The organism is Komarekiella delphini-convector SJRDD-AB1, assembly GCF_014831675.1.
Lineage (GTDB): Bacteria > Cyanobacteriota > Cyanobacteriia > Cyanobacteriales > Nostocaceae > Komarekiella.
The window spans coordinates 29,547-55,223 of sequence record NZ_VJXY01000001.1 but is presented as its reverse complement, the minus strand read 5'-3'; the positions used below and the strand labels follow the sequence as shown (position 1 = coordinate 55,223).

The following is a 25,677-nucleotide window of genomic DNA, read 5'->3' as shown; positions in this document are numbered from 1 at the left end:
CCAAGAAGTCGCCAGGGCCAATTGTCAAGAACAGAGAGTTAGTACCAGAGTTAATGGCATCTAACCAGCCTGGTAGCCAGACGTTGCCGTAGTTGGGCCATGCTGTATGGGCAATGCTATCTGGGTTAGACAGTAAGGTGTCTAAGCCGTAGAGTACTTTCCCGTGGGCAGCTTGAACGAACTGAGCAAATACAGGTTCAATCAAGATTTGCTTTTCAGGTGTACCGAAAGCAACTACTACATCATTGTGGACGTACAAGCTGAGGGTGTGGAAGCCTAAGAAAAGAGATACCCAACTTAGGTGGGAAATAATCGCTTCTTTATGCTTCAATACACGCTCAAGGACGTTGCCTTTGTTTTGTTCTGGGTCGTAATCACGTACCCAGAATATTGCTCCGTGAGCAAAGGCTCCAAGAATTAGGAAACCAGCAATGTATTGGTGGTGTGTGTACAGCGCTGCTTGGGTTGTGTAGTCCTTACCAATAAATGCGTAAGGAGGCATGGCGTACATGTGCTGCGCCACCAAAGAGGTAATGGTTCCTAGAGCAGCTAGGTGAATACCCAACTGGAAGTGCAGCGAGTTGTTATAGGTGTCGTACAGCCCTTGGTGAGGTAGGTTGAACTGACCTTCACTCTTGCTACCGGGAACTAAACCAGATTTGGAGTTCAGCATTTCTTTGATGCTGTGACCAATTCCGAAGTTAGTCCGGTACATGTGACCGGCGACAATGAAGATGACTGCGATCGCTAAATGGTGGTGAGCCATATCGGTCAACCACAATGATTCTGTCTGGGGATGGAAGCCACCCAAGAAAGTCAAAATCGCAGTCCCCGCACCTTCTGATGTGCTGAACACATGGTTAGCAGTATCAGGATTTTGAGCGTAAACACCCCAGTTACCTGTAAAGAAAGGTGTCAAACCTGCTGGGTGGGGTGGGGTATTTAAGAAGTTATCCCAACCTACGTGCTGTCCGCGAGCTTCGGGGATGGCAACGTGAATCAAGTGACCAGCCCAAGCCAAGGAGCTAACACCAAACAGACCTGCCAAGTGGTGGTTTAGGCGATGTTCAGCGCTCTTAAACCATGCCAGACTAGGACGGTACTTGGGTTGTAAGTGCAGCCAACCAGCAAACAAGAATACAGCCGCAAACAATAGCAGGAACACTGAGCCTGTGTACAGTTCAGTATTTGTCCGCATTCCAATGGTGTACCACCAGTGGTAGATACCAGAATAGGTAATGTTTACGGGATTGCTAGCACCAGCTTGGGTAAAAGCTTCAACTGCTGGTTTACCAAAGTGGGGATCCCAAATTGCGTGAGCTATTGGGCGGATGTGAAGGGGATCTTTAATCCACTGTTCAAAGTTACCTTGCCAGGCTACGTGGAACAGGAGGCTGGATGCCCACAGAAAGATGATTGCCAAATGACCGAAGTGAGTTGCGAAAATCTTTTGGTAAAGATTTTCCTCTGTCATGCCATCATGGGTTTCAAAGTCATTGCCTGTGGCGATCGCATACCATATCCGACGCGTCGTCGGATCCTGCGCGAGATCCTGGCTAAATTTCGGAAATTTTGTTGCCATAGGTTTAATAAATCCTCTGACCTTTAGCCATCACGTATCAACGTCTAGAGTCCTGAGTTTTGAGTCCTGAGTTCCGAGTTTTGACTAATCTCTCAGCACTCAGCAACGCCAGTCCGCTCAAGTCGGAGACCCGCTCAAGCGGCTGGCTCCTCAGTACTCAGCACTCAATGCAGCTGATTTCTACCCTACTGAAAGGATGTGCGCGTGGAAGAATGCCCAAGTGGTGGCAATTCCTCCTAATAAGTAGTGAGCCACTCCTACAGCCCGACCTTGAATGATGCTCAAAGCACGGGGCTGAATTGCTGGTGCTACTTTCAGTTTGTTATGTGCCCAAACAATGGACTCAATCAGTTCTTGCCAGTAGCCGCGACCACTGAATAAGAACATCAAGCTGAATGCCCATACAAAGTGAGCACCTAAGAACATTAGTCCATAGGCAGATAGCGCACTGCCATAGGAATTGATGACTTGTGAAGCTTGTGCCCACAAGAAGTCACGCAACCAGCCGTTGATGGTGATGGCACTTTGGGCAAAGTTACCACCAGTGATGTGAGTCACATTACCGGCTGCATCTACCGTTCCCCAGACATCTGATTGCATCTTCCAACTAAAGTGGAAAATCACAATCGATAGGGAGTTGTACATCCAGAAAAGTCCGAGGAACACATGATCCCAACCAGACACTTGACATGTACCGCCACGACCAGGGCCGTCACAAGGGAAGCGGAAGCCCAGGTTTGCCTTGTCTGGAATCAGACGAGAACTACGGGCAAACAGCACACCTTTGAGCAGAATGAGGACAGTGACGTGAATGGTGAAGGCGTGAATGTGGTGAATTAAGAAATCCGCCGTACCCAAAGCAATGGGCATCATCGCTACTTTACCGCCAACAGCCAAGATACCGCCGCCAAAGGCATAGCTAACTGGTTCTAGTGCGTTGGGAGCAGTGCCACCAGGAGCCAATGTGTGTATATTTTGTACCCACTGGGCAAAAACTGGTTGCAACTGAATTGCTGTGTCAGAGAACATGTCTTGAGGACGACCCAAGGCACGCATTGTATCGTTGTGGATGTACAGTCCAAAGCTATGGAAGCCGAGGAAAATACACACCCAGTTCAGGTGAGAAATAATCGCATCTCGGTGACGAATCACGCGATCCAGCACGTTGTTTTGATTAACAACTGGATCGTAATCTCGCACCATGAAGATGGCAGCGTGAGCTGCTCCACCGACAATCAAGAAGCCACCGATCCACATGTGGTGAGTGAATATGCACAACTGCGTAGCGTAATCAGTTGCCAAATATGGATATGGAGGCATCGCGTACATGTGATGCGCGATGATGATAGTCAGTGAACCCAAGAACGCTAGGTTGGTTGCCAACTGAGCGTGCCAGGATGAGGTCATGTTTTCGTAGAGACCCTTGTGACCTTCACCAGTGAAGGGGCCTTTATGGTTTTCCAGGATCTCTTTAATGCTGTGACCAATACCCCAGTTGGTACGGTATTGATGACCAGCGATGATGAACAGTACTGCGATCGCTAAGTGGTGATGAGCAATGTCTGTCATCCACAAGCCGCCTGTTACCGGGTTTAGACCGCCCTTGAAGGTGAGGAAGTCAGCATACTGACCCCAGTTCAAGGTGAAGAAAGGTGCTAAACCAGCAGCAAAGCTAGGATACAGCTCGGTCAACAAGTCTTTGTTCAAGATGAACTCGTGGGGCAGGGGTATGTCTTTGAGAGCAACGCCTGCATCCAAAAGCTTGTTGGTCGGTGCGGACACGTGGATTATGTGACCAGCCCATCCCAAAGAACCACAACCCAGCAACACTTGTAAGTGGTGATTCAGCATCGACTCCACATTCTGGAACCATTCCAGTTTAGGAGCGCGCTTGTGGTAGTGGAACCAGCCGGCAAACAGGAACAAGCCTGCTAATACCAAGCCGCCAATTGCAGTGCAGTAAAGCTGGAAGGAGTTTGTAATACCCCAGCCACGCCATACCTGGAACAAACCGGAGGTGATTTGAATACCGTGGAAACCACCGCCAACATCACCATTTAAAATGTCTTGTCCCACAATGGGCCAAACTACTTGGGCACTGGGTTTAACGTTCAGAGGATCGCTTAGCCAAGCTTCGTAGTTAGAAAACTTCGCGCCGTGGAAAATCATCCCGCTCAGCCAAATCGTCACTACGGCTAAGTGACCGAAGTGTGCTGAAAATATCTTGCGGGATATGTCTTCTAAATCGCTTGTATGTGTATCAAAATCATGGGCGAGTGCGTGCAGGTTCCAAATCCATGTGGTGGTTTTGGGACCTCTGGCTAAGGATCTGTCAAAGTGTCCTGGTTGTGACCACTTCTCAAATGAAGTGGGAACCGGATCGTTATCGACGATGACTCTTGCCTTCTTTTCCTCTCGCTCCGGAGGACTAATTGTCATTCGACCTCCTCTCTTGATAAGGAATGAGGAATCATGAATACCACAAAGTTAACCATTACCGCATACTCCAGAAATTTGCTGAAGCCGCAATGAAGACCCTATGTGGAGAGTTGTTTCTCGTTGAATTATAAAGTCTTAACTTGTACATTGTTAGAGATAATTTAACAATAATTCAAAATCCCTAGAATAACTGTCTTATCTACCTTTCAACTTCAAACTAATGGGCAAAAAGTCAATAGGTTCTTCATTTAATTTACAAAGAATAACAATTCGTAAAACTTATGGTTTAAGGGAATGAGGGAGTAGGGGAATTTTTATAACTCCTATCTCCTGTCCCCTATCTCCTGTCCCCTATCTCCTGTCTCCTACCTCCTATCTCCTACCTCTTGTCCCCTGCATTCCTTTTGGGCTATGGTTCCCTAGGGACAGTTTGAGCAAAAATAATCTGTCAGTTGTTGAAGACTATACACTGGGTGCAAGGTATGAACTCGTGGCAGAAGACGGTGTTAGAGAAGCTCCTTCCTAGGAGGTTCCCGGTTCTCAGGTGGGTAACAACTTTGATGCTGGTTGTGGGCTTAACCAGTTGTGGCGATAAAGCCGGTAGCCAGGTAGTAGCTATTGGCTCTGGAGAAAACTCTCCCCAGATTTCTCAGATTTCCAAGCAATTTTCGGAAGTTTCACCACCATCTGTGATTCAAGAACTGCGCTCAACTTTGGAAGTTTATGAGCCACAGGTAACAATAATCACTCCAAAACCTGATGAAGTCTTCCAAGACAACAAAGTTACAGCTAGTTTTCAAGTTAAAGATTTACCAATATTTAAAGACCCACAATGGGAACTGGGGCCACATCTACACGTAATTCTTGATAACCAACCTTATATACCTGTTTACAACCTAAATCAGCCATTGGTTTTGCCAGACTTATCCCCAGGTACGCATACCCTGCGCGTCTTTGCTTCTCGTCCTTGGCATGAAAGCTTTAAAAACGAAGGCGCTTATGCTCAGGCAACATTTCATATTTTTACTAAAACTGACGACAACAATCCCTCTCCTGACCTGCCTTTGCTAACTTATAGCCGTCCTCAAGGCAACTACGGAGCAGAACCAATTTTACTTGACTTTTACCTAACTAACGCCCCCCTGCACCTCGTTGCTAAAGAAAACGCCAACGACGAATTTAGTGATTGGCGTATTCGCTGCACAATAAATGGCGAAAGCTTCATTTTTGACCGCTGGCAAGCAGTTTATCTCAAAGGCTTTAAGCCTGGTCAAAACTGGGTAAAACTGGAATTTATCGATAACCAGGGAAATGCTGTTAAAAATGCCTTCAATACTACAGTCAGACTGACTACCTACCAGCCAAAGGGTAAAGATACTTTATCAAGAATTGTGAGAGGCGAACTCACAGCAGATGAGGTGCGTAGGATTGTAGACCCAAATTATACTGTCAAGATACCAGCTACTAAACCTACACCTGCCATTGAAAAAATACCCCAAATCCAACCCAAAGTAGAAAAACAGCCAATTCCTGAAACTGAAGTTCCAGAAAAACCTAAAACAGAGCCAATCAAGCCAAAACAGCTAGAACAACCAGAATTGCAACTTCCAACGGCCACACCGTCTCCTATGCCGCCGACATTGCCAGAGGTTATCGAGTCTCCTACACCAGAAATTACGCCATCACCAGAACCACAGCCAGAGGTAACGCCTACACCTGAATCAACTCCGTTACCTGAAAAAGTAACACCTGAGCCAGCAAAATCTAGTAGATTTGGCGGATTTTTTAACCGTCGGGCTAAGATGCCAACTCAACAAGCACCAGTAGTTGTACCATCTCCTATGCCATCGACATTGCCAGAGGTTATCGAGTCTCCTACACCAGAAATTACGCCATCACCAGAACCGCAGCCAGAGGTAACGCCTACACCTGAATCAACTCCGTTACCTGAAAAAGTGATACCTGAGCCAGCAAAATCTAGTAGATTTGGCGGATTTCTTAACCGTCGGGCTAAGATGCCAACTCAACAAGCACCAGTAGTTGTACCATCTCCTATGCCGCCGACATTGCCAGAGGTTATTGAGTCTCCTACACCAGAACCACAGCCAAAGGTAACACCTACACCTGTATTAACGCCGTAACTTGAAAAACTGAAAGCAGTGCGTCAGTTTCGCTGATGCACTGCTGCTAACTATGTTGACACTTAGCCTGATGTTTTAACTTGATACTAATAACATCTTGCTAATATCACAATTAAGATATTCATCCAACAACAACTGGACTTGCCACGTTCTCTAATCTCTGGGAAGGAGCACGCATTCCCAAACCAAGTAAATTCAACATTTCTCGGTCAGTATCATAATCTGGGCAGGGAGTTGTTACTGTTAACATTTTGTTGTCGTCGCTGGAAAAGATAGAATTAGCTCCTGCCATAAAACAGAAAGCTTGTTCAACTTGCGAAAGTCTAGCCCTACCAGCGCTCAGACGTATATCAGAAGCAGGCATTAAAATACGTGCTGTGGCAATCATCCGTACAATATCCCAAATGGGGACATCAGGCTGATTTTCTAAGGGTGTACCTGGTACTTGAGAGAGAATGTTAATTGGCACTGACTCTGGATGCGGATGCAGGTTTGCCAAAGTATGTAACATACCTACACGGTCATCAACGCTTTCGCCTAAGCCAAGGATACCGCCAGAACATACAGTAACATTTGTCTGACGGACATTTTCAATTGTGTTTAGGCGATCGCTATAAGTCCTTGTGGTAATAATCGTGCTGTAATATTCCTGGGAGGTATCCAAATTATGGTTATAGGCGTACAGTCCCGCTTCTTCCAATCGCTTAGCCTGATTTGCCGTTAGCATACCCAAGGTACAGCATACTTCTAAACCCATTGCGGTAACATCCTTGACCATTTCCAGGACTTCCTCAAATTGTGAGTTGTCCCGCACTTCTCGCCAAGCAGCACCCATGCAGATGCGACTAACACCCGTTTCTTTAGCTTTGTGAGCGATGTTAACTACCGTTTCTTTTTCTAGGAGTGCTTGCGCCTTTACCTCTGTTTTGTAGCGTGAAGATTGGGCGCAGTAGCTACAATCTTCTGGACAACCTCCTGTTTTAATCGAGATTAGTTTACAGACTTGTATTTTTGTTGGGTCATGATATTGGCGATGTACGCTAGCAGCCTGATAAATAAGCTCTAGCAATGGCGTATTATATATCGCCCGAATCTCTGATTCTTGCCAATCGTAGCGTATTACCATCGGCATCACTATCCTTGTTGTAGATGGGATTTTTCAAGAACTGTCTTTTGGTTGAATCTTCTAAGATACAGTGTTTAGGCAAAGCAATCTGATCAAAGTTATGCCGTGGACTCTGCTTTATTACCCATCGGCTCTGAATCCTTGCGCTCTAGTTATTAAAAATCAGCTTATCAAGATTTTGATTATATGGCAGATTCACAGCATAAATCCTAAATGCTACCAAGTTTTAAGTTAATTGAGAAAGTAACGTTTTTGACAGAATATCTATGCTTAATTTTTTAATTTTGCACTGTTCAAATGACATAAGCGATCGCTCTAGCAAAACTATCAACAGTCAGTTCTGGGGGATAATCATCTAGTCGCCATACTTTTCCAGTTTGCCCATATCCTAATACGCTTAGAATAAGATAATTTGCACGACCGATAACCTCTGTAGAGACGTTGCAATGCAACATCTCTACTACCGAATCAGCATAAATTTTGAAAATTGAGCCGTATAGTCATTGATATGGCTTGCGATTATTGGAGTATTTTGCATGATCAAACAAACTGTTGGTATCACGTCCATTGGTTATTACATTCCTTCAGAGATTCTAACCAGTGAGGAGATGGCAAAACTAGCCAATTTACCAGAGTTTGTTTTCACTGAAAAAATTGGGATGAAACAGAAGCCGATTGCAGGTAAAGACGAGCATCCCAGTGATATGGGAATTAAAGCAGCAATAGAAGCTATAAATAAGGCAGAAATAACAGCCAGCGAAATTGATATTATTGTTTATTGTGCTGCTGGAGATTATGATTACAGGTTTTGGTCGCCTGCTGCCAAAATCCAAGATGCAATTGGTGCAAAAAATGCTTTCGCTTTTGAAGTTAGAAATTTTTGCAATAGCGGCAATTTAGGAATACATGTATGTCGAAATATGTTACTGGCAGATACCGATTTATCATACGCTTTAGTTGTTTGTAGTGATAAATTGTCTATGCTGCTTGACTATTCTAATATAGATAACTTATCAACATTTATCATGGCTGACGGTGCAGCCGCAGCCATTTTAAAGAAAGGAGAATTGAGTAACGAAATCCTTTCTTATCATGCGATGACAGATGGGAAATTGGCTGATTGTATCAAAGTACCACTAGCAGGAACTAGGTTTCCGATTAATATTACAGAAATTAATCCTGAACTGAGTTATTTAAAAGTAAAAGATCCTAAAGAGTTGGAAAATATCTTATCAGAAATATATTTAGAAAATTATGCTAAGGTTATTCATAAGTCATTAGAAAAAAGTGGCTATTGTATAAATAATATAAATTTTTTATTAACGAATCAAGTTAAAAAAAGTTTATCAAAACGAATTTTAAAATCTCTGAATTTAAAATTTGAACAGACTTTTATTTCTTTGAGTGAATATGGTCATTTGGGTGCTGTAGACACTTTATTTGGTTTGGCAAAAACTATGGAATTAAAAATAATTAAGCCTGGAGATGTTGTAGTTTTAGCTAGTAGTGCTGCTGGGTTTTCTTGGGCAGCGTTAACTTTGAAGTACTAGAAACAAAGTGGGTTTTATTAGAATAGACTACGCTTATAATGAGAGATTTATCGCTCTTTAAAAACCCTTAAAAAGAGCGATAAATTGCTGACTACAAACAAATTACTTATTGTCGATCGCCTTAGCCGGAATCTGATTATTTATATTATTTTGGGCTGGCGATCGCGGCGTTTTCCGTCCAGATATATCATGTAATAAACCCATCAGTGCAGGGACAACAGTGGGAGTCAAAATTGTCGAAAATGCCAAACCACCAGTTAGGACAATGCCTAATCCTTGATATAACTCTGAACCTTGACCTGGTAAAACTGCTAGCGGTAACATCCCCAGTACACTGGTTCCGGCAGACATGAAGATGGCACGTAGGCGATCGCTTGTCGCATTATATAACGATGCATCATAATCTTCACCTGCTTGCTGAAGTTGCAAAGCGCGATCAACCAACAGAATGGCGTTGTTGACGACTACACCTGTAAGGATCACAAATCCCAACGCCGTAATCATATCCAGCGCTACATTCATTCCCGGAATTCGGTTAGCAATTACCAAACTCAATAGTGCGCCACTCATACCCATTGGCACTGTTGCCATAATCACCACTGGGTAGAGAAATGAGCGATATAACGCCACCAATAACAGGTAAGTTATTAAAATTGAAAATGCAAATGCAGCAGCTAATTGAGCAACAGTTGTTGCTAACTGATCTGCTGAACCAGCTAGTTCCAGACGATAGCCTGTTGGTAAATTGGCACGCAGAGGAGCCAAAATTTCCTCTTCAGTACGTTCCACCAGCGTACTCAGTGGGGAGGTGGGTGCTAGAGAGACGGTGAGGCTAATCGAACGCTCCAAATTGACGTGATTGATGGCATCTGCTCCTGTGGTTTCACGAATTTCGGCAATATCACCTAGTTGTACCTGTCGTCCTTGTGCATACAGGGACAATTGGCGCAGTTGTTCTGGAGTTTCCACTGCGGTGTTTTGCAGTTCCACTGAGACATCTAATTCTTCTTTACCATCAATATAATCGGAGGCAACTCGACCACCTAATGCTGCTTCTACCATTGAACCAATTTCGGCTTCTGATAGTCCGACTTCAGCAATGCGTTCCCGGTTGGGAATTACTTGTAATTCGCCTGCTCCCATGACAAAGTTCGAGCGGACATTCTGCACTCCAGGAAGATCCCGCAATTTAGCTGTGATTTGCTTCTCTAAGTCGCTGATTTGATTTAAATCAGCGCCGACAATATCCACTTCAAATTCTTTACCTGGATCGCGGAAGATGGAAATTCGCGTAGGTATAATAAAGCGGTATCCAGCAAAGTTACTGCTTTGGGCACGCAACCGATCTACCATCTGGGCAAGTCCGGTAGTGGTGGCAAATTCTGACTTTAAGATAGTCGCAATCCCGCGCAGTGCTCCTGGACGATCAACGTACATGATCCGCTCAACTTCTGGTTGCGATCGCAAAAATTCCTGAACCTGTTCAGATTGCCGAATCGCTTCTGGTATACTAGTTCCCGGCAACGGTTCCGCTCGTAATACAACTAAGTTGCGATTTCCTTCAGGTAAATAATCCGCAGGTGGTAACAGCAAAATACTAACCACGAGTAAAGCCAAGGGAATCGCTAGCACTACTAATCTACGCCCAACACGCTTACGTCCCAGTGACCAACTAACGGTAGACGCTAGAAAGTTTTCGAGTTTACCCTGGAAATGACGAAAGACCGCAGAACTTTTTGCCACTAAACGCTCAAACCAATTACCACCCCGGTATTCACCGCCCTCCATCATTTGCATCGCTTCTGATTGCTTGAGAAACAATCCAGATAGCATCGGTACTAAGGTAAGTGCAGCAAATAGCGAGAATAGCGAAGAAGCAGAAAGAGCGATCGCCATATCAGCATAAAGTTGTCCGGCTTCACCCGTCACCATAATCAGCGGTACAAACACCACTACATTAGTCAAAGTAGAACCGAGCATCGCCCCCCAGACTTCCTGTGTACCGTCAATGGCTGCCCGTAAGGCGCTTTTACCCTGTTGCATGTGGGTAAAGACATTCTCAATCACCACGATCGCGTTATCCACGACCATACCCACCGCAAACGCCAGTCCTGCCAAGCTGATAATGTTCAATGTGCGTCCAAATGCAGACATGACAATGAATACCATAATCAGCGTTGTGGGAATTGTAATTGCCACCACCGCTACTGTACGCATGGAGCCGAGGAACAAAATCAAGACGATTGTCGCTAGTAGCGCTCCACTGAACAAGTTGCCTTGGACAAACGCCACAGATTGATTGATGTATTGGCTCTCGTCGTAGTTGTAGACAAAAACAATACCTTGGTTTTCTCTATCAAACTCAGCTTGCAGCGCGGTAATTTCCGCCCGAATGCCTTTGGCAACTTCTGGCACATTCGCCCCGATTTGACGAATCACACCCACTGCTACCGCAGATTTGCCGTTGAACATCAACGCACTATCTTGCGGTTTGCGTCCCATCTGTACTTGTGCCACATCCCGCAAGTAAACTGTGCCAGATTCGTCGCGCCGTAGTACAAAACCTTCAATTTGCGATAGATCCTGCGATCGGCTAACCGTGCGGACTCGATATTCCCGCCGTCCCAAAATTAATGGCCCACCCCGGATATCGCGGTTGTTTTCTTGCAGTACCCGCACGACATCACCAATTGTGAGATTGCGATTAGATAATGCTTGTGGGTTGACTTTTACCTCCACTTCCCGCTCTTGTCCACCCACTAACAGAAATTGTCCAGTTCCTTCAACTCGTCGCAAACGCGGAATTACTACCTCTTCTGCTAAATCTCGATAGCGATCTGCATTCGGCTGAAATCCTTCCTTCGTATCAAACGGAATCCACATCATTGGGGAACTATTGCCACCCACCAGTTCTACACTCGACTCTTGTGCTTCTGGCGGTAAACTTTGCACTTGCTGCAAGCGGTTCAAGACATCTACCATCCGCTCTTTGGCGTTGGCATCTTGAGCAAATTCTAAAGTAATGGAACTACGTCCGGCACGAGAGGTACTGCTGATTTCCTGGACACCTAGCACCTCTTCCATTTGCTTTTCAATAGGGCGCGTAATCAGGTCTTCTACCTCCGTGGGGCCTGCTCCCGGATAGGTAGTCGTAATAGTAATTTCCGGGCGATCGCCTCCTGGTTGCAATTCCAGAGGCAACCTCAGAAGTGAGAACACCCCAAACATTGCTAGCAAGCAAAATAAAACAAAAGTGCCATGTCGCCAACGAACAGCAGTTTCGATAAAGTTCATAAATATTGTGGGTTATACCAATTTAAAAAAAGAATGTGACAGATAGACCATGTAGAGACGTTGCAATGCAACGTCTCTTTGAGAAAATATTAGGAAAGGGTTAAAGAAAAATGGAAAAAGGATTTACCTTTGACCCTTCCTCTTAACCCATCTTCTGCAAGAAGTCTGTATCTCGTTACCAGTCTCCGACACAGTAAACAGTAAACAGTAAACTAGTCAGGATGATTGGGTTTAAGGGGAATCACTAAGGGGGCGCTCACTTCCAACTAAAAACTAATAACCCAAAGCCAATTAGTGGCAGGCGCTATCTGGTGAGTTTAAATCCCCTACCATCCGCCTTGATAACTGTTTACTGTTTACTGTTTACTGTTAAATGGGCATTTCCATGTACAACCTGGAAACGAGACTTTACTCAAAACTCAAGTGCGATCAACTATCTTCACAGGCGCACCATCTTGCAACCCATCACCTCCACGCAGCACAATGCGTTGACCAGTGCGTAAAGTGGGATGGTAAATTGCCACCTCTTTACCCATGTCAGCAACCATTTCTACTGGAATTTGTTTAGCTTTGCCATCAGCAACCGCAAAAACAAGCCACTGGTTTTGGCGTCTGGTTAATGCATCGCGCGATACGACAAAGCTAGATCTATTAGAAGGCATGTTCAGATTGCCGATGATCGCCATTCCCGGTAACAATCCTGGGGGCGGATTATTAATTTGAACGCGGACACGCTGGCGACGGGAAGCAGTATCGGCTGAGGGAACTACGGCGGTGATATTGGCACGTTGTTTCCATTGCGGGAGAGCGCGAGCTGTGAGATCAATTGTCATAGCGGGAGTAACTTGGCTGCTCAATTCTTCAGGTAACTCCAGGAAAATGTCGAAGCGATCGCCTGCGACTAAGGTGACAATTTGACTAGAACTTTGTACCAAATCGCCATTACTGATATGCCGAGTCTGCACTACCCCCGCTTGGGATGCAACAATTTTAGTGCGTTGTTGTGCCAGTTCTGCTTGGGCTAAAGTGGCTTTGGCTGCTTCTACGTTTGCCCTTTGAGCGGCGATTTCTTCTCGAATCGGCCCAGCTTTAGCTTCAGCAAATTCAGCTTCAGCTTCTAACCTTTCTCCCTGGATGTTATCTAATTGTGTTTGAGCTTCCACGAGTAATCTTTGAGACAGAGCGCCTTCTTTAACAAGGTCGCTGGTGCGCTTCAGATTATCCTGTGCTTCCAGTTCTCGCGCCTTGGCAGATGTGACTGTTGCTTGACGTTGAGCAAGAATTTCTGGACGAGTACCGACTTCTAGGCGAGCCAAATTGCTACGCTGCTGTGCCAGTTGTGCCCGTGCTTGGGCGATCGCCAATTGCTGATCAGTGTCGTCTAGAACGGCGATTGTCATCCCTGTCTTGATGCGATCGCCTGATTGCACCAAAATTTTCTCAACAATTCCATTAGTTTGAGCGCGGAGTGTTGACTGCTGACTGGCTTCCACCTGTCCCAAAAGCTGGACTCTTCTTGTAGCATTTCCAGTTGCTAAGGCGATCGTTTCAATCGCCTTTGGGGCTGGTGCTTTCTGTTGTTGGGCGACAGAGGGACGTGGTGTGCCACCAGGAGCAAGCATTCGCCAAAGGATAATGCCACCAGTTGCCAGAAGTAGGATCAGTAATCTCCAGAACCAGGGTTTGCGAGAACGAGTTGATGCTAACTCAGAAGGTTCAGAACTGTCTGACTGGCTTTCAACGATTGAAGCTTGATCTTCAGAAGTATCCATAGTAGTTGACGGTGGCTACTGAAGGTTAAGGATTAATCGTTAATGGTTGACAGCGAACAAGTAAGCCGTCAATTGTCAACCATCAACGGTCAATTACGTAACTAAATTTAAAATAACGTTACCTTTCTTGTAGTTTATTGGATAGTTATGACAAAGAAATGTCACCCGTAATTAGACTTTTGGTATCAGTACTGAAGTTCAAAAACTCATCCATGAGTATGACAAAATTCTTTGGGAAAACCCATTCCTTTTCGGTAGGTGATGAAAGACACCTTTTTAGACCGTTGACAGTCAACAGTTAACAGTCAACAGTCAACAGTTAACAGTTAACGTGAAATCTCATCCCCTTTTAGCCCTTCGACTACGCTCAGAGCCAACGGTGAGCGAAGCCGAACTGTTAGGGGTGGGATGAGCTTAACTCAATTTGCTACACTTTTTGAGCATTGGTAACTCTTCTAGGACTTACGCAAAAACTCTCTGAAACTTTTATTACTCCGTGCCCTCTGTCTTGAGAAGTTCTGAGCGGAGGTTTCCTCCGCTCAGACTTCTCGCTGTGTCCTCTGTAGTTCGTTCCGTTACTCGTGCGTAAGTCCTGTCTTCCTTGTACCCCATGCCCAATGCTCCATGAGTTTCCCATCAACTTTTGCTTAATTAACAGGTACGCTCCACCAAGCTAAAGCATAAGGTTGAGTCGCTTCGTTAAGCTTTTGGCGAAAATGGACGCGGATTTTATAATTGCCAGTTGCAGGAACGGGACAAAAAATATGTTCCACGCTATCGATTTGGCTAATTGATGAGCAAACAACACCAGCATCAGTATTTTTAGCATCAGCTTTTACTAAATAGAGGTCGAGATTATTCAAACCCCGATCGCGAAAATTCTCTCCCACATCAAACTGCTGGTTTTTGTTACGATCATTCAGTTCGACCAAACGATCCCAACTCAAGCTAATAGCAATAAAACTCCCCTGCTTTAAAGGTTTAGCTAACACATAGTCAGCAGACGCCCCAACATCGACTGTGCGATAATTCCAACCTATGGGGGGAACCGCAGTTGATGGTTGCCATTGACCACCGCTAAGCTGCTGATAAGCGCGGAATACATTCAAATGACCCGCTCCCATTTGGGCATTCAAAGGAATTTTGGGATCTTTGTAAGCATCAGAATCTAACCAGTCTTGATTTTGTTTATCAATTAGTGTCCGAGTCATTCCCAGCCGTAAGCCATCGCCGATATCTTGAATCTTGTCTGCTGAATTCAGCAATACAGCTTTCATAACTTGATGACGCCGAGCATCTATGCTCCAGTTGGGTTGTTTGGCACGGATTTGTCTATCACTCAGTTCTTGTAATAAGGCAACAGTAGCCGTAACTTGAGGCGCTGCAAAACTCGTACCCGTTACTTTGTTCAATTTACCATCTGGATTGAGCAAAGAAATGTTATTGCCAGGTGCAACTAAACTTACAGCACGACGCCCATCAAGATTAAACTCTTTCCCGGCTAAACGACCGCTTACTCCTTGGTTAGTACCCGCCAAATTTGCAACGTCTACTTTATTAAAAATCCCTCCTCTGCGGGATGAAAAAGCCACGTTCATTCCGTTAAAATTATCTGTAGGGATAGGAATACCACCTTTACCCTGGTTGCCAGCGATCGCATACAAGACATCATGAACGCGACTAGACCAATCAACACATAACGTTAGTAAAGCTTTGCCATCTAAACTAGCCTCCGGTCTTGGGTCACGATTTAAGGGTTCACCAAAGCTAAAATTAATGGCCCGGACATCGCCGCTATTTTGTAGTGCTATATGCTGCGCCGACAAGCACTCTTCTGGTTGACCCATGTTTTTAGTCGAACCCACGGCAGATGAATACAATCTTGCGCCTGGTGCAACCCCTGGCAAGGCTTTATCTTGGCTTACCATCACACCAGCGACATTGTAGGCATGGGGATCAACACCACTATTTGACTTAGCTGGCCCATTGCGTGAGAACACCGCAGCTAAAGATATAGCGCGATTTTTAGACACTGCTTTATCCCAGCCAAACATTCCCGGACGCCCAATTTCTACCTGACCAATAGCAATCTTGCGACCGATTAAATTATAAGGAAGTTGGTGTAACTTCAAAGCATCAATCCCATTGGTTCCCAGAGGAGATTTCAAAGCTGAAGCCAGTACCGGCACACTCACACAGGAAGCACTTAATCCCCAAATTATCCAGGTTAGTTTTTTAGTCATAGTCATTTGTCATTTGTCATTTGTCATTTGTTAAGAGTCAAGGCTCAAGAGTTATTCTTTATCTCCCCCTGCTCCCCTTGCTCCCCCTGCCCCCCTGCCCCTCTGCCCCTCTGCACAAAAAAGGCGGGATCAAAGCTATGAGCACTTGCTCAATATGTTGTTACAATGCTTACAGACGAGGACGCTTGAAAACCCACCAGCCATGACCCAAAACCTATCTAAAAAGCCCATTGTGATTGCTCCATCTATCCTATCAGCCGATTTTAGTCGTCTGGGGGACGAAGTCCGCGCTATAGACGCAGCCGGAGCAGATTGGATTCATGTTGATGTAATGGACGGTCGTTTTGTACCTAATATTACGATAGGCCCTCTGGTTGTGGAGGCAATTCGTCCAGTTACGACCAAGCCGCTGGATGTCCACTTGATGATTGTGGAACCAGAAAAGTATGTTGAAGGCTTTGCTAAGGCTGGCGCTGATATTATCTCCGTACATTGCGAGCATAACGCTTCGCCTCACCTGCACCGTACCCTAGGGCAAATCAAAGAGCTTGGTAAGAAAGCAGGCGTTGTACTTAACCCTGGTACTCCTCTAGAGCTCATTGAATACGTTTTGGAACTGTGCGATTTAGTGTTGATTATGAGCGTCAACCCAGGCTTTGGCGGTCAAAGCTTTATCCCATCTGTGTTACCCAAAATTCGTCAGTTGCGTCAGATGTGCGATGAACGCGGTCTTGACCCCTGGATTGAAGTAGATGGCGGACTCAAGGCAAATAATACCTGGCAAGTTTTGGAAGCAGGAGCCAATGCAGTTGTTGCTGGTTCAGCTGTGTTTAATGCTAAAGATTATGGCGAGGCAATTACAGCTATTCGCAACAGCAAGCGTCCTAGTCCAGAACTAGCAACAGTTTAATCCTTATTTAGATTAAACAAACAGAATAAATAAAAGTAGGGTGGGCAATTTGTTTGCCCACCCTACTTTTTTACTATGGAATATTTGTCAGTTAAAGAAAAAACGTAAGAAAAAAATTTAACCCTTACCCATTAACCTTTTCCCCAAACTAAATTCCGAGTCGAAAATGCTTAACCGAGTCTTATTGACTTTCTCTGCTACCTACTTGTTCTTGCCCATTTAGTTGCCTTCCAAATACTAAAAAACAAAGCCCCAGAAACCAAAGCTCCGAGGTTCCATTTCACAGAACTCTTGAGCAAGTTTAGCCTTTGAGAAGACTGAGTAGATTGGGCTTGATTTCGGATTTGTGTCTTAGCTTTCGCAACTTCTGACAAAATTTGGCTTTTTACTTCTTCAGGAGTTTTGCCATCTAAAGAGCGACCTTGACTCTTCAGAAAACTATCTATCTGTTGAGGTGTGGCTGTACTTAATCGTTTTTCTACTTGTTCGGCTTGAGATATTTGTTGCTTAGATACGTTGGTGATTTGAGCAGCACTTTGATTGCTAAGACGGACTGTGTTACCAATTCCCAAAGGAATTAGTAAGAAAAAAAATACTGCCAACAACAATGTTAACCAAGATAAAAGCTTTACAATCAAGAATTCCCATTTAGCTCGTGAATGTAGCTCTCCATAAAACACGAACACCAAACCAATTAAAGGAACAGGGACTCGTTCAACTAACGCCCCAAAAGTTTGAAATTCCCAAGCAGGATTCATAAAGTTTGGCGGAACAAACATCTCAACGATGTCAAAAAATGCTAAGAGTAATAACCCGTAGCCTAGTATTCGCAAAATAGTGATTGAGGCTATTTGGCTAAATGCAAACTCTTGTAATTCTTGTACTAAAGGAATGAATTTTTCACTATTTGATTTAGTCATGTTTTTAGCAAAATAGAAAAAAGATTGTGATTGGCATGACTTCAAGACTTCCAAAATCAGGATTGCCTATATTCAGTCCAATAAAAATAGACGTTTTATCACAAGTTGCAATTATACAAATTCACAACAAAAGTGTTACGCATACGACCTCCCTTTCATTGGCAATTGCCTAATACTTGCTTTCAAAGAAGAGAGTTGACCAAAAGTGTATGGGTATGCTATCAACTGGAGTTTGGTAGTCTTTAAAAAGCGAAATAATATTAGCCTTAACTCTAGATTCTTCTGGTTTTGGTTTGTTTGGAGCTTTCGTTAGAAATACCTTTATGAAAACCAATAGTACACTACCAAGAGTTAAAGCTAAAAGTAAAATCCGTAATTGTTTCCATTGAGCCATCGCCTTTAAGACTCCAGATTACCCTGATTTTTGCCTTCCCCTTGCCGGAGTAGTAAATAGTAGAATAACCCTAGTATGAGCACTGCAATCATCCCAAATAATCGTGAACCATCACCTTCATGCCAGTAGTCAAATGCTTGCTGTTGTGTCACGACAACAGCTAGGAGAGCAACGCGTATCCCGTTGACAACAAATGCTATGGTGATGGCCACTATTGGCACAAGGATTTTCTTTTTGCGTTCTAGGGGAAACATCAGCAAAGCAATTACAGCTAGTCCTAACAAATGGCTCATCAATTCTACCCCAGAACAACCAGAATAAACCTTGATACTTCCTGGTGGTACTCTGATAAAAATTTCTTGTTGAAGAGATACTTCAAAGCCTGAATACCAGAGTAAGAAAGCAGAAAACTTTGCAGTTATAGGCGAAATATCAGTCAAGGATGTTAGTACTATCTTTGGAACTCCGAGAAAAAATAAGATAGTTATTTCTTGCCAATATTGCTTTAATCCCTTCAGTCCAGAAGCAAGTAAGGCAAGACCAATAGCAGAAACAAACGGTGCGATATGAGTAAAAATCGGAAGTAACTTGCTGCTACTAGTCAAAGAGGCACTTTGCCAAAGCACACCAGCAATCAACAATATACCTAACAAGCTGGAAAACAATCCACTTTCTAAATTTAAATTGTGGCGTTTTTCCCCTAGTAGAGAGGCTACAGCAAAGTAAAACAGTACACTCATTCCTAGATGAGAAAAATCTCCAGTTCTTTGAGTTAGAGTCAGGATAATCGCGATTAAGCCTGCGCCTATTCCTACTAGCCAAAACTGGCTATTACTTAGTGTTTTAACTGGAGTCAAAGTGGTGGTTTTCATGTAAATATAGTTTAACTAACTCATACAATAAGACCAAGGTTTCTGGTAGACTAGCTAAATAATTAACACTAGTACATTACCGTAAAAATCATCAATCAAAGCAACTAACACAGGTAGTTAGTCAGCCTGTCCCCTTCAGAAAGGCAGTGATAAAAATGAATAAGTTTTGATCAAGGATAAAAACCAATCAAAGAGCAAAAAATTTAATGCCGAGCAAGCATAAAAATGATTTCTCAACAAGTAGCGTGAGTAATAAGGAGTCCTTTTATCTAATGCTTAAATTTATCTACTGGGCAAACCTCTAACTTTTAACGTCGTCCTATCAATTGTTTTGTTGCTTTTCGACTTCGAGATTTTATCGCTGTTTGGCGCAATTTTTATAGACAAATCAGTAATTATTCTTACATCTTCAGTAAATATGATCAATAATTTTTACTAAGTTTAATCAAATCTTTAAAATATAAATATAATTAATATTTGATAGCTTGCTAAAAGCTAGATATAATGAGGGTTTCAAACTTGAGATTACTTAGGTACTTGTATAAAAATATTTAAATTAAATTTAAAACTGTAAGTATAGCTATTAGGCTAGTTTTCAAGAATTATAGATTGCTTGCATTTTAATGCTTGTTATTATGCACTGATTGAGTGGGCGATCGCAAACAGTATCCAACTCTCTGACCCAGCTGCAAATGGATGCCACAAAAAACGGCGCGGTTTCCCTACGCTAAATCACAGTAACGCTTTTACAATACTCGTCTAGAGCAAATTTTACGCCCTTACATTCGTGAAGTGAATCGACTCGAACAGCAGGAGATTGAGGCGATTAATGCGGAGATGCCGTTTAGTGAGAAAAATGGTTGAGGAAAAGGAACTACTTTCGTAGCAAAATTTGCCGAATAATTAAGATTTACTCGGCAAACAACTTTGCTTTTATTAAAGATGCTATCTTGCTTTTTGTAAAATTGTGAAATTGGAACAGCTAGCGAGATCGCTATTTCTGCCATCATTCGTTAAAATTCACCCTCTTTAATGCCATCTTGAATAATTTCTTCGTGCTGTCGCATTGCTGCTGCCCATTCTGGTTGTCCTCGATATTCTAAGATAGCCGCAGCTTTCTGTAAATCCTCAATTCCTTTTTGTGGTTGTCCTTCTAAAGCTAGAGCATTACCCCGGTAAAAATAAGCCTCAACGTAGTTAGGATCAAGCTCTATTGCTTGCGTATACTCAATAATTGCCCCTTGATGCTGACCCTCTATATCAAACTCGCGCCCCTTTTGGAAAAATTCTTTAGCACTCGCCATAGCTCCTGACTCTTCTCCTTGACTACTTGGACTACACAAACCATTTGAATCGCTGACTTGCCCTGATGGACAAGCTGGCTGTTCTTGAGCTTTCGCTACAGAGTCAAGAATTGCGGGGCAGATGATAATTACAGAACATAAGCTAAATATAAGAGACAGTCCCTTTTTTCCTAATTTCATTGAATATTACTCCTAATCTTAATAGTTTATTGTTGTGCTAGGTAATCCATCCGTTCCACCTCATTAGGCATCAAATCCTCAATGCGTAAAGTTGTGCGTTGACCTGGACTTAAACCTTCCGCCTCAATTAGACAGGGGATATAAGCATCCTGCTCGCGGATAAAGTTCATTGTAAATGCGTATGCACTTTTAATATTCCTGGCTTCAACTTGGCGAAGTTGAGACTGAAATTCCTTTTTTATTCCCTCTTCAAATGACAGTTTTTCTTGGGAAACACCATTACTATAAAGATGGTATTCAAGTGTGCCACAAGTATCGCTACCCGCGTAGAAAATAGCCGAAGTATTTAGTAATTCTGAAATACTGCAAGCATCTTCTTCTGTCAAATAAAGTCGTCTCGAAAAAATGTGAGGTTTATAAATTAAGCTCCAGGAATGTCCCCGCAACTGAAAAACAAAGATGCTTTCATTCTGAATGTCAATTTCGCGGTCATAGGCATTGTGTACCCAGACATTCATCTGCTTTAAGGCGCTAAAGGCTTGGGCGACTGGTTCAACAGATGATCGAACAAGGAGAAACAGAATATTTGCATCAATTGTTTCTACTCCTCTATGCTGTTTTAAAGAGATACCTTCGTCTCTGACAAAATATATCAACATCGTTTAAGATTCTTCTAAATTTTTCCAGGGGTTCCTGGGCCACCATAACCTCTTGGGAATCTGAAATTCCTTAAATAAACACCTGGATTTATTAATGCTGTTTGGCCAAGCTGAAGATTACCAGATAGTGGAGCCACTTCGCAGGCTATGGAATGCCAAACTCCTATATCTCTGCTAGTAGCTTCAGTGATTGTTTTTCTACTAATTTTACGCACATCAGATGTAGTCATGAAAACAATTGCTGGATTTTCACCAGCAGCGCGTGCAGGATTTTTACCAAGAACATCTAGGAAACCAAGAATTTGAGAATCTTGATAGCTTGGAGGCAATAAAGTGCCCTTCACTGCTTTTGCCTCGTAAAAGATAGCGTCTGCGAATTCTCTAAAAAACGGAGCAAATGTCGTAACAACTGGAAGTGGAACTACCCCATCTGGTTGTACATTAAGTATGCGTACCTTGTTATACCTTAATCGTGATTCAAACTTTCTTCCATTTGAAGCAATTGGATTACCTGGTCTAATTGTAGCTAGTGCAAAACGTTCAAATCTCACTCCTACTTCAAATAATGAAATGCCTTGGTTAGTGGCAATTTGATCGAGTCTGCTTTTAGTCAATGGTGTTTAGCTGGAATCAGCGCAGGTTTGAGCTTGAACAGCAAACGGAGTCATAACAACTGTAGCTCCTACCCCGATGAATAGCGCTATTTTTCGTATGTAATTCATGATTAGAAATTAAAGTGAGTAAGCCTTTAATAAGGCTTTTAAATTTCATTCATAGGTGAGTGTATAGTTTTTTTTATAACTATTGCTTCAGTAATTTTACGCTCTAATATCGTTGTATTTATCTAAAATAAAAGTATATTTTATAGCTAAATTTTAATTTAATTTAAGTAATAACGCTTAAAGAGATATTCAAAGATATAAACAAGGCTATGGAAGATAGGAATTACACTTGATATAGAGTGTAAAAATCTCAAGAAAGAAATTTGCTTTTTAGAATGCTTATGGATTTGATGGTTGAAGATTTAGCGGCAATTGATAATAAACTTTCTGGGCGTCATATTGACCTTGACCCTGGTGGATATTTCATTATCTACTTGGATAAAGAAGCACAATTAATTTATGCCAAGCATTTCACAAATGTGATTGATGAGCGTGGTTTAGCTGTCGATCCAAACACAGGGAAGGTGATTCCTGCGCGGGGAAAGGTTGAACGAACTCACACAACAGTTTTTAGTGGGAGGACGGCGAAAGAACTTTGCGTGAAGGTTTTTGAAGAAACTCAGCCCTGTCCAGTAACTCAGTTAGATCATGCAGCTTATTTGGGTAGAGAATTTGTCCGAGCTGAGGTGGCTTTGGTAACAGGGCAAGAGTATATTCAAGATTAGAAAGAAGGATGAAGTATAAAATTTCATCCTTTATTCTTTCTGATTACCCATCAGATGATGGCTGATTTATCTGGTAGATATAGTAAGTTGCCATTGGGATAACAGTGGCAGCAATCAACAGTCCTACCACCCAAGCAGTGGCGTTACCTCGGTCGGTTTCTCCTGCTTTTTTAAAAGTGCCTTCTACCTGAACCTTGTCAGCTATTTTGGGTGGCCCTGGATCAGGATTGCCAGAAAGGACGGCGACTAAGCGATCGCTAGCATCTAAAAATGCCTGATTGTATTTGTTACCGTCCCGTAATGGCGCACTCACTGTTTCAGTAGCTACACTCTCGGCAATAGAATCTGTCAGTAATGACTTGACTTTATCCCCAGTAATAATGGCGGTACCATTGGTCACTGTATCCAGCACCAATAAGGTTTGATTGGCTTGAGCTTCTTTTGTGGGAAACCATTTTTCAAATAATGCTTTGGCAAAGCTTTCTGGTGTTTCCCCATAGTCTAGGCGGCGAATAGTGACGACTCTAACTTCATTGCCAGTTTGCTTTGCTAAATTCTCGAAGGCACTGCCAATTTTACCTTCATTCAGACGGCTGACAATTTCACCTTGATCTACAATCCAGGTGCGTAGGGCTTTGCCCTTGCCGGAGGCATCGCCTGCTGCGAGGTTGGGCATTTGATACACACCTGTGGCAAAAGCGGGTGTGGCAAACAGCGAAGCCGCTAGAATCATTGTCACAAAGGGTAGAACTAGCCAATAATGGTGTTTTTTACTGCTAAATACTTGCTTGAGGAGCTGTTTCATCGTATGAACTCTAAGACAGACTTGCACCAAAAATACTACACAACCACTGTAAAAATCACCTGATTCACGTTTTTCTCAACTCAGAAATTTCTAATACAGCTAGCGAATAGATCTTTTTCGATAATTTTGATTGCACAAATCTGTCTTGATTGTAACTGTAAGCGTTAACTACCAACGCCAGTTATACAAGTACTGACAAGAAATACCGCCCCTTTTGGGAATTAACCCAAATATTTAGGGCGGAATTTGCAAACCATCCGGCAACTCTATCATAATTAGGAAAATTTTTGGCGCAATTGCTTACATTTTTTTATATCTGCGAATATATCTCCCTGCCATACTGATTGAGGCGCATTAACTAGATTTTTCTGCTTGTTGAATAAATTGTCTAGGCTAAATCTAAATCAGTATAAATATATGACCCTAATCTTAACTAACGACGATGGTATCGATGCTCCTGGTATTCAAGCCCTAGTCAGAGCTGTTAACGGCAATGCGATTATTGCGGCTCCTCAAGATCATCAATCCGGCTGTGGGCATCAAGTTACCACAACTCGCCCCATCAACCTTCAACGACGTTCTGATACTGAGTATGCGATCGCCGGCACTCCCGCTGATTGTGTCAGAATTGCGATAACACAAATTAGCAAAGATGTCAAATTTGTTTTGTCAGGTATTAACGCTGGGGGGAACTTAGGAGTGGATGCTTATATTTCTGGAACTGTTGCTGCTGTGCGGGAAGCCGCAATGCATGGTATTCCGGGAATAGCCATTTCTCACTATCGCAAAGCCAAGCTGAATTTTGATTGGGATATGGCTGCAAAGTTAACCGCTGAGGTTTTAGCCGACTTACTCAAGCGTCCCCTAGAACCTGGAAGCTATTGGAATGTGAATTTACCACATCTGCAACCGGGAGAACCTTCTCCTGAAGTGGTATTTTGTAAACCTTGCACTAAACCTTTGCCAGTCAACTATCGTGTTGATGGCGAAAACTTTTATTATGTTGGGGAATATGGTAAACGCGATCGCACTCCTGGCAGCGATGTAGATGTATGTTTTTCTGGTAACATCGCTGTAACTCAGTTAAGAGTTTAACATCAGTTAATAGTAACCATTTTTTAGCTTGATAACTGATAACTATTAGTCATCTGCTCCTTGAATTAATAACGTAAGTTGATTTAAAGTTTTTGTTAGTTGATTGAGTTTTTGCAGTGAACTATCCTGAGATTCAGCAAGGGTTTGTACAGCATCACATAAGGCGAAAATTTGATAGCCCTGTTGCTGAACCTGCTTTCCCTGTGCTTCAACTTGCACACTGAGAGTCTCCAACCTTTCTGCGAGATGTTCAATTGTCTCAGTTGTCGAAAGTACTGCTTCTCCAATTTGCTCAACAATAGATTCCAATCGACTAATTTTTACTTCAATCCTCGCTGAAATCATTTCTTTACCACCCTAATTTTAAGAGATCATCATAGTAAAATTACTAATAGAATTTGGCATAACTTAATACTATTACAAACACCAAATAGTCATTACTATTGCAATATTACGCGTCATTTTGTTATTTGGTGTCTTTTGCTTAATTATAGAGTCATTGTTGTGCCACGAACTTAAAATTTAGTTGCCTTAAGCTAACTTGCATCTATTAGTTGTATGTTGCAAGACAGGCTATCTCATACTTTTAGTAATAAAATCTATCTTCGGAAGATTTGTCTTGCTTAGTACTTGGATTTTTATTAGATATTTATACAAAGTTATGTTCAAAAATATTACTTGTTGTTAAGTAAAAAGGATATTCGAGAACTCTCTTAGGCGGTTTCTGTTGTAGAATCTGGTAACTGGTAGGAACAATTTGCTGTCTTTTTTCGGTGTCAATTACAAATATTTTGGACATATCCCTCTTTTCGGATAATGTTAGCTGATGCTTGTGCCTTACTAACGCTAATATTAAGGTCGGTAATTATCTAAGCTACACCTCCTTAACTCTTATACAGATGTTGAATAGTTCGGTTCTAGAGGGAGAAACTAGCTATGTATTTCTCAGTAGGTCTTATCTTGCTTTAAACGTAGTAAGTTAAGACTTAAATTTGGTCAGATGA

The 25,677-nt window shown here is 42.8% G+C and carries 19 protein-coding genes and 1 pseudogene; 6 read left to right on the top strand and 14 right to left on the bottom strand.

Annotated features, from left to right (window positions below; translation table 11 throughout):
• Together psaB and psaA are read right to left on the bottom strand one after the other, a co-directional pair.
• On the bottom strand, positions 1–1,582 hold a 1,582-nt coding region (gene psaB, locus FNW02_RS00230; protein WP_191755600.1), incomplete at its 3' end, for a photosystem I core protein PsaB.
• A gap of 180 nt (positions 1,583–1,762) precedes the next feature.
• A complete protein-coding gene (psaA, locus tag FNW02_RS00225) occupies positions 1,763–4,021 on the bottom strand; it encodes a photosystem I core protein PsaA (protein WP_191755599.1) in 2,259 nt (752 codons plus the stop codon).
• 482 nt (positions 4,022–4,503) lie between these two features.
• Between psaA and FNW02_RS00220 the strand changes: the two genes are divergently transcribed.
• Positions 4,504–6,162, top strand: coding sequence for a hypothetical protein (locus FNW02_RS00220; RefSeq protein WP_191755598.1), 1,659 nt, complete (start codon positions 4,504–4,506; stop codon positions 6,160–6,162).
• Positions 6,163–6,283: 121 nt separating this feature from the next.
• Here FNW02_RS00220 and bioB read toward each other — a convergent pair whose 3' ends face one another.
• Both bioB and FNW02_RS00210 read right to left on the bottom strand, forming a co-directional pair.
• Positions 6,284–7,294: a biotin synthase BioB gene (bioB, locus tag FNW02_RS00215; protein WP_431356784.1), complete on the bottom strand. Its 1,011-nt coding sequence runs from the start codon at positions 7,292–7,294 to the stop codon at positions 6,284–6,286.
• Between the two features lie 287 nt (positions 7,295–7,581).
• A complete protein-coding gene (locus tag FNW02_RS00210; RefSeq protein WP_191755597.1) occupies positions 7,582–7,743 on the bottom strand; it encodes a hypothetical protein in 162 nt (53 codons plus the stop codon).
• A gap of 81 nt (positions 7,744–7,824) precedes the next feature.
• Between FNW02_RS00210 and FNW02_RS00205 the strand changes: the two genes are divergently transcribed.
• A complete protein-coding gene (locus tag FNW02_RS00205; RefSeq protein WP_191755596.1) occupies positions 7,825–8,838 on the top strand; it encodes a 3-oxoacyl-[acyl-carrier-protein] synthase III C-terminal domain-containing protein in 1,014 nt (337 codons plus the stop codon).
• A 102-nt stretch (positions 8,839–8,940) separates the two neighbouring features.
• Here the strand turns inward: FNW02_RS00205 and FNW02_RS00200 are convergent, their stop codons facing one another.
• The 3 genes from FNW02_RS00200 to FNW02_RS00190 all read right to left on the bottom strand — a co-directional run bounded on the left by FNW02_RS00200 (position 8,941) and on the right by FNW02_RS00190 (position 16,147).
• Positions 8,941–12,132 carry an efflux RND transporter permease subunit gene (locus FNW02_RS00200; RefSeq protein WP_191755595.1) on the bottom strand — a complete coding sequence of 1,064 codons (3,192 nt, stop codon included), beginning with the start codon at positions 12,130–12,132 and terminating at the stop codon, positions 8,941–8,943.
• Between the two features lie 419 nt (positions 12,133–12,551).
• Positions 12,552–13,904 (bottom strand): efflux RND transporter periplasmic adaptor subunit, encoded by a 1,353-nt coding sequence (locus FNW02_RS00195; RefSeq protein ID WP_191755594.1) that lies wholly within the window; start codon positions 13,902–13,904, stop codon positions 12,552–12,554.
• A 647-nt stretch (positions 13,905–14,551) separates the two neighbouring features.
• Positions 14,552–16,147 (bottom strand): S8 family serine peptidase, encoded by a 1,596-nt coding sequence (locus tag FNW02_RS00190; protein ID WP_191756018.1) that lies wholly within the window; start codon positions 16,145–16,147, stop codon positions 14,552–14,554.
• A gap of 202 nt (positions 16,148–16,349) precedes the next feature.
• Between FNW02_RS00190 and rpe the strand changes: the two genes are divergently transcribed.
• Positions 16,350–17,057, top strand: coding sequence for a ribulose-phosphate 3-epimerase (gene rpe, locus FNW02_RS00185; protein ID WP_191755593.1), 708 nt, complete (start codon positions 16,350–16,352; stop codon positions 17,055–17,057).
• Positions 17,058–17,254: 197 nt separating this feature from the next.
• Here rpe and hpsJ-A read toward each other — a convergent pair whose 3' ends face one another.
• Both hpsJ-A and crtA read right to left on the bottom strand, forming a co-directional pair.
• Positions 17,255–17,977: an HpsJ-like protein, cyanoexosortase A-associated gene (gene hpsJ-A / locus FNW02_RS00180; RefSeq protein ID WP_191755592.1), complete on the bottom strand. Its 723-nt coding sequence runs from the start codon at positions 17,975–17,977 to the stop codon at positions 17,255–17,257.
• Between the two features lie 399 nt (positions 17,978–18,376).
• Entirely contained in the window at positions 18,377–19,243 is an 867-nt protein-coding gene (crtA, locus tag FNW02_RS00170) for a cyanoexosortase A (RefSeq protein ID WP_191755590.1), read from the bottom strand.
• A gap of 604 nt (positions 19,244–19,847) precedes the next feature.
• Between crtA and FNW02_RS00165 the strand changes: the two are divergent.
• Positions 19,848–20,107, top strand: a pseudogene (locus FNW02_RS00165) (peptidogalycan biosysnthesis protein); the annotation flags it as partial.
• Between the two features lie 149 nt (positions 20,108–20,256).
• Here FNW02_RS00165 and FNW02_RS00160 read toward each other — a convergent pair.
• The 3 genes from FNW02_RS00160 to FNW02_RS00150 are packed head-to-tail and all read right to left on the bottom strand — an operon-like array spanning position 20,257 to position 22,000.
• Positions 20,257–20,727, bottom strand: coding sequence for a tetratricopeptide repeat protein (locus FNW02_RS00160; RefSeq protein ID WP_191755589.1), 471 nt, complete (start codon positions 20,725–20,727; stop codon positions 20,257–20,259).
• Positions 20,728–20,753: 26 nt separating this feature from the next.
• Complete coding sequence (locus FNW02_RS00155; RefSeq protein ID WP_191755588.1) at positions 20,754–21,386, bottom strand: hypothetical protein; 633 nt, start codon at positions 21,384–21,386, stop codon at positions 20,754–20,756.
• Between the two features lie 14 nt (positions 21,387–21,400).
• Positions 21,401–22,000 carry a hypothetical protein gene (locus FNW02_RS00150; RefSeq protein WP_191755587.1) on the bottom strand — a complete coding sequence of 200 codons (600 nt, stop codon included), beginning with the start codon at positions 21,998–22,000 and terminating at the stop codon, positions 21,401–21,403.
• Positions 22,001–22,389: 389 nt separating this feature from the next.
• Here FNW02_RS00150 and FNW02_RS00145 point away from each other — a divergent pair, with 389 nt between their 5' ends.
• Positions 22,390–22,773, top strand: coding sequence for a DUF4346 domain-containing protein (locus FNW02_RS00145; RefSeq protein WP_191755586.1), 384 nt, complete (start codon positions 22,390–22,392; stop codon positions 22,771–22,773).
• 43 nt (positions 22,774–22,816) lie between these two features.
• Here FNW02_RS00145 and psb32 read toward each other — a convergent pair whose 3' ends face one another.
• Positions 22,817–23,578 (bottom strand): photosystem II repair protein Psb32, encoded by a 762-nt coding sequence (gene psb32 / locus FNW02_RS00140; RefSeq protein WP_191755585.1) that lies wholly within the window; start codon positions 23,576–23,578, stop codon positions 22,817–22,819.
• A gap of 417 nt (positions 23,579–23,995) precedes the next feature.
• On the opposite strand from psb32, the gene surE reads away from it, so the two are divergent.
• Positions 23,996–24,673 carry a 5'/3'-nucleotidase SurE gene (gene surE, locus FNW02_RS00135; protein WP_191755584.1) on the top strand — a complete coding sequence of 226 codons (678 nt, stop codon included), beginning with the start codon at positions 23,996–23,998 and terminating at the stop codon, positions 24,671–24,673.
• A gap of 45 nt (positions 24,674–24,718) precedes the next feature.
• Here the strand turns inward: surE and FNW02_RS00130 are convergent, their stop codons facing one another.
• The gene (locus FNW02_RS00130) at positions 24,719–25,018 is read right to left on the bottom strand and encodes a hypothetical protein (protein WP_191755583.1); all 300 of its coding nucleotides are present in this window, start codon (positions 25,016–25,018) and stop codon (positions 24,719–24,721) included.
• Positions 25,019–25,677 lie beyond the last annotated feature (659 nt).

Bases quoted from the DNA above. Each gene is read 5' to 3' on its own strand.
- FNW02_RS00155 (WP_191755588.1), bottom strand. From the start codon at position 21,386: ATGTTGATATATTTTGTCAGAGACGAAGGTATCTCTTTAAAACAGCAT.
- rpe (WP_191755593.1), top strand. From the start codon at position 16,350: ATGACCCAAAACCTATCTAAAAAGCCCATTGTGATTGCTCCATCTATC.
- surE (WP_191755584.1), top strand. From the start codon at position 23,996: ATGACCCTAATCTTAACTAACGACGATGGTATCGATGCTCCTGGTATT.
- crtA (WP_191755590.1), bottom strand. From the start codon at position 19,243: ATGAAAACCACCACTTTGACTCCAGTTAAAACACTAAGTAATAGCCAG.
- FNW02_RS00200 (WP_191755595.1), bottom strand. From the start codon at position 12,132: ATGAACTTTATCGAAACTGCTGTTCGTTGGCGACATGGCACTTTTGTT.
- FNW02_RS00195 (WP_191755594.1), bottom strand. From the start codon at position 13,904: ATGGATACTTCTGAAGATCAAGCTTCAATCGTTGAAAGCCAGTCAGAC.
- FNW02_RS00210 (WP_191755597.1), bottom strand. From the start codon at position 7,743: ATGTTGCATTGCAACGTCTCTACAGAGGTTATCGGTCGTGCAAATTAT.
- FNW02_RS00145 (WP_191755586.1), top strand. From the start codon at position 22,390: ATGGATTTGATGGTTGAAGATTTAGCGGCAATTGATAATAAACTTTCT.
- FNW02_RS00190 (WP_191756018.1), bottom strand. From the start codon at position 16,147: ATGACTAAAAAACTAACCTGGATAATTTGGGGATTAAGTGCTTCCTGT.
- psb32 (WP_191755585.1), bottom strand. From the start codon at position 23,578: ATGAAACAGCTCCTCAAGCAAGTATTTAGCAGTAAAAAACACCATTAT.
- FNW02_RS00130 (WP_191755583.1), bottom strand. From the start codon at position 25,018: ATGATTTCAGCGAGGATTGAAGTAAAAATTAGTCGATTGGAATCTATT.
- FNW02_RS00220 (WP_191755598.1), top strand. From the start codon at position 4,504: ATGAACTCGTGGCAGAAGACGGTGTTAGAGAAGCTCCTTCCTAGGAGG.
- hpsJ-A (WP_191755592.1), bottom strand. From the start codon at position 17,977: ATGACTAAATCAAATAGTGAAAAATTCATTCCTTTAGTACAAGAATTA.
- FNW02_RS00160 (WP_191755589.1), bottom strand. From the start codon at position 20,727: ATGAAATTAGGAAAAAAGGGACTGTCTCTTATATTTAGCTTATGTTCT.
- FNW02_RS00205 (WP_191755596.1), top strand. From the start codon at position 7,825: ATGATCAAACAAACTGTTGGTATCACGTCCATTGGTTATTACATTCCT.
- psaA (WP_191755599.1), bottom strand. From the start codon at position 4,021: ATGACAATTAGTCCTCCGGAGCGAGAGGAAAAGAAGGCAAGAGTCATC.
- bioB (WP_431356784.1), bottom strand. From the start codon at position 7,294: ATGCCGATGGTAATACGCTACGATTGGCAAGAATCAGAGATTCGGGCG.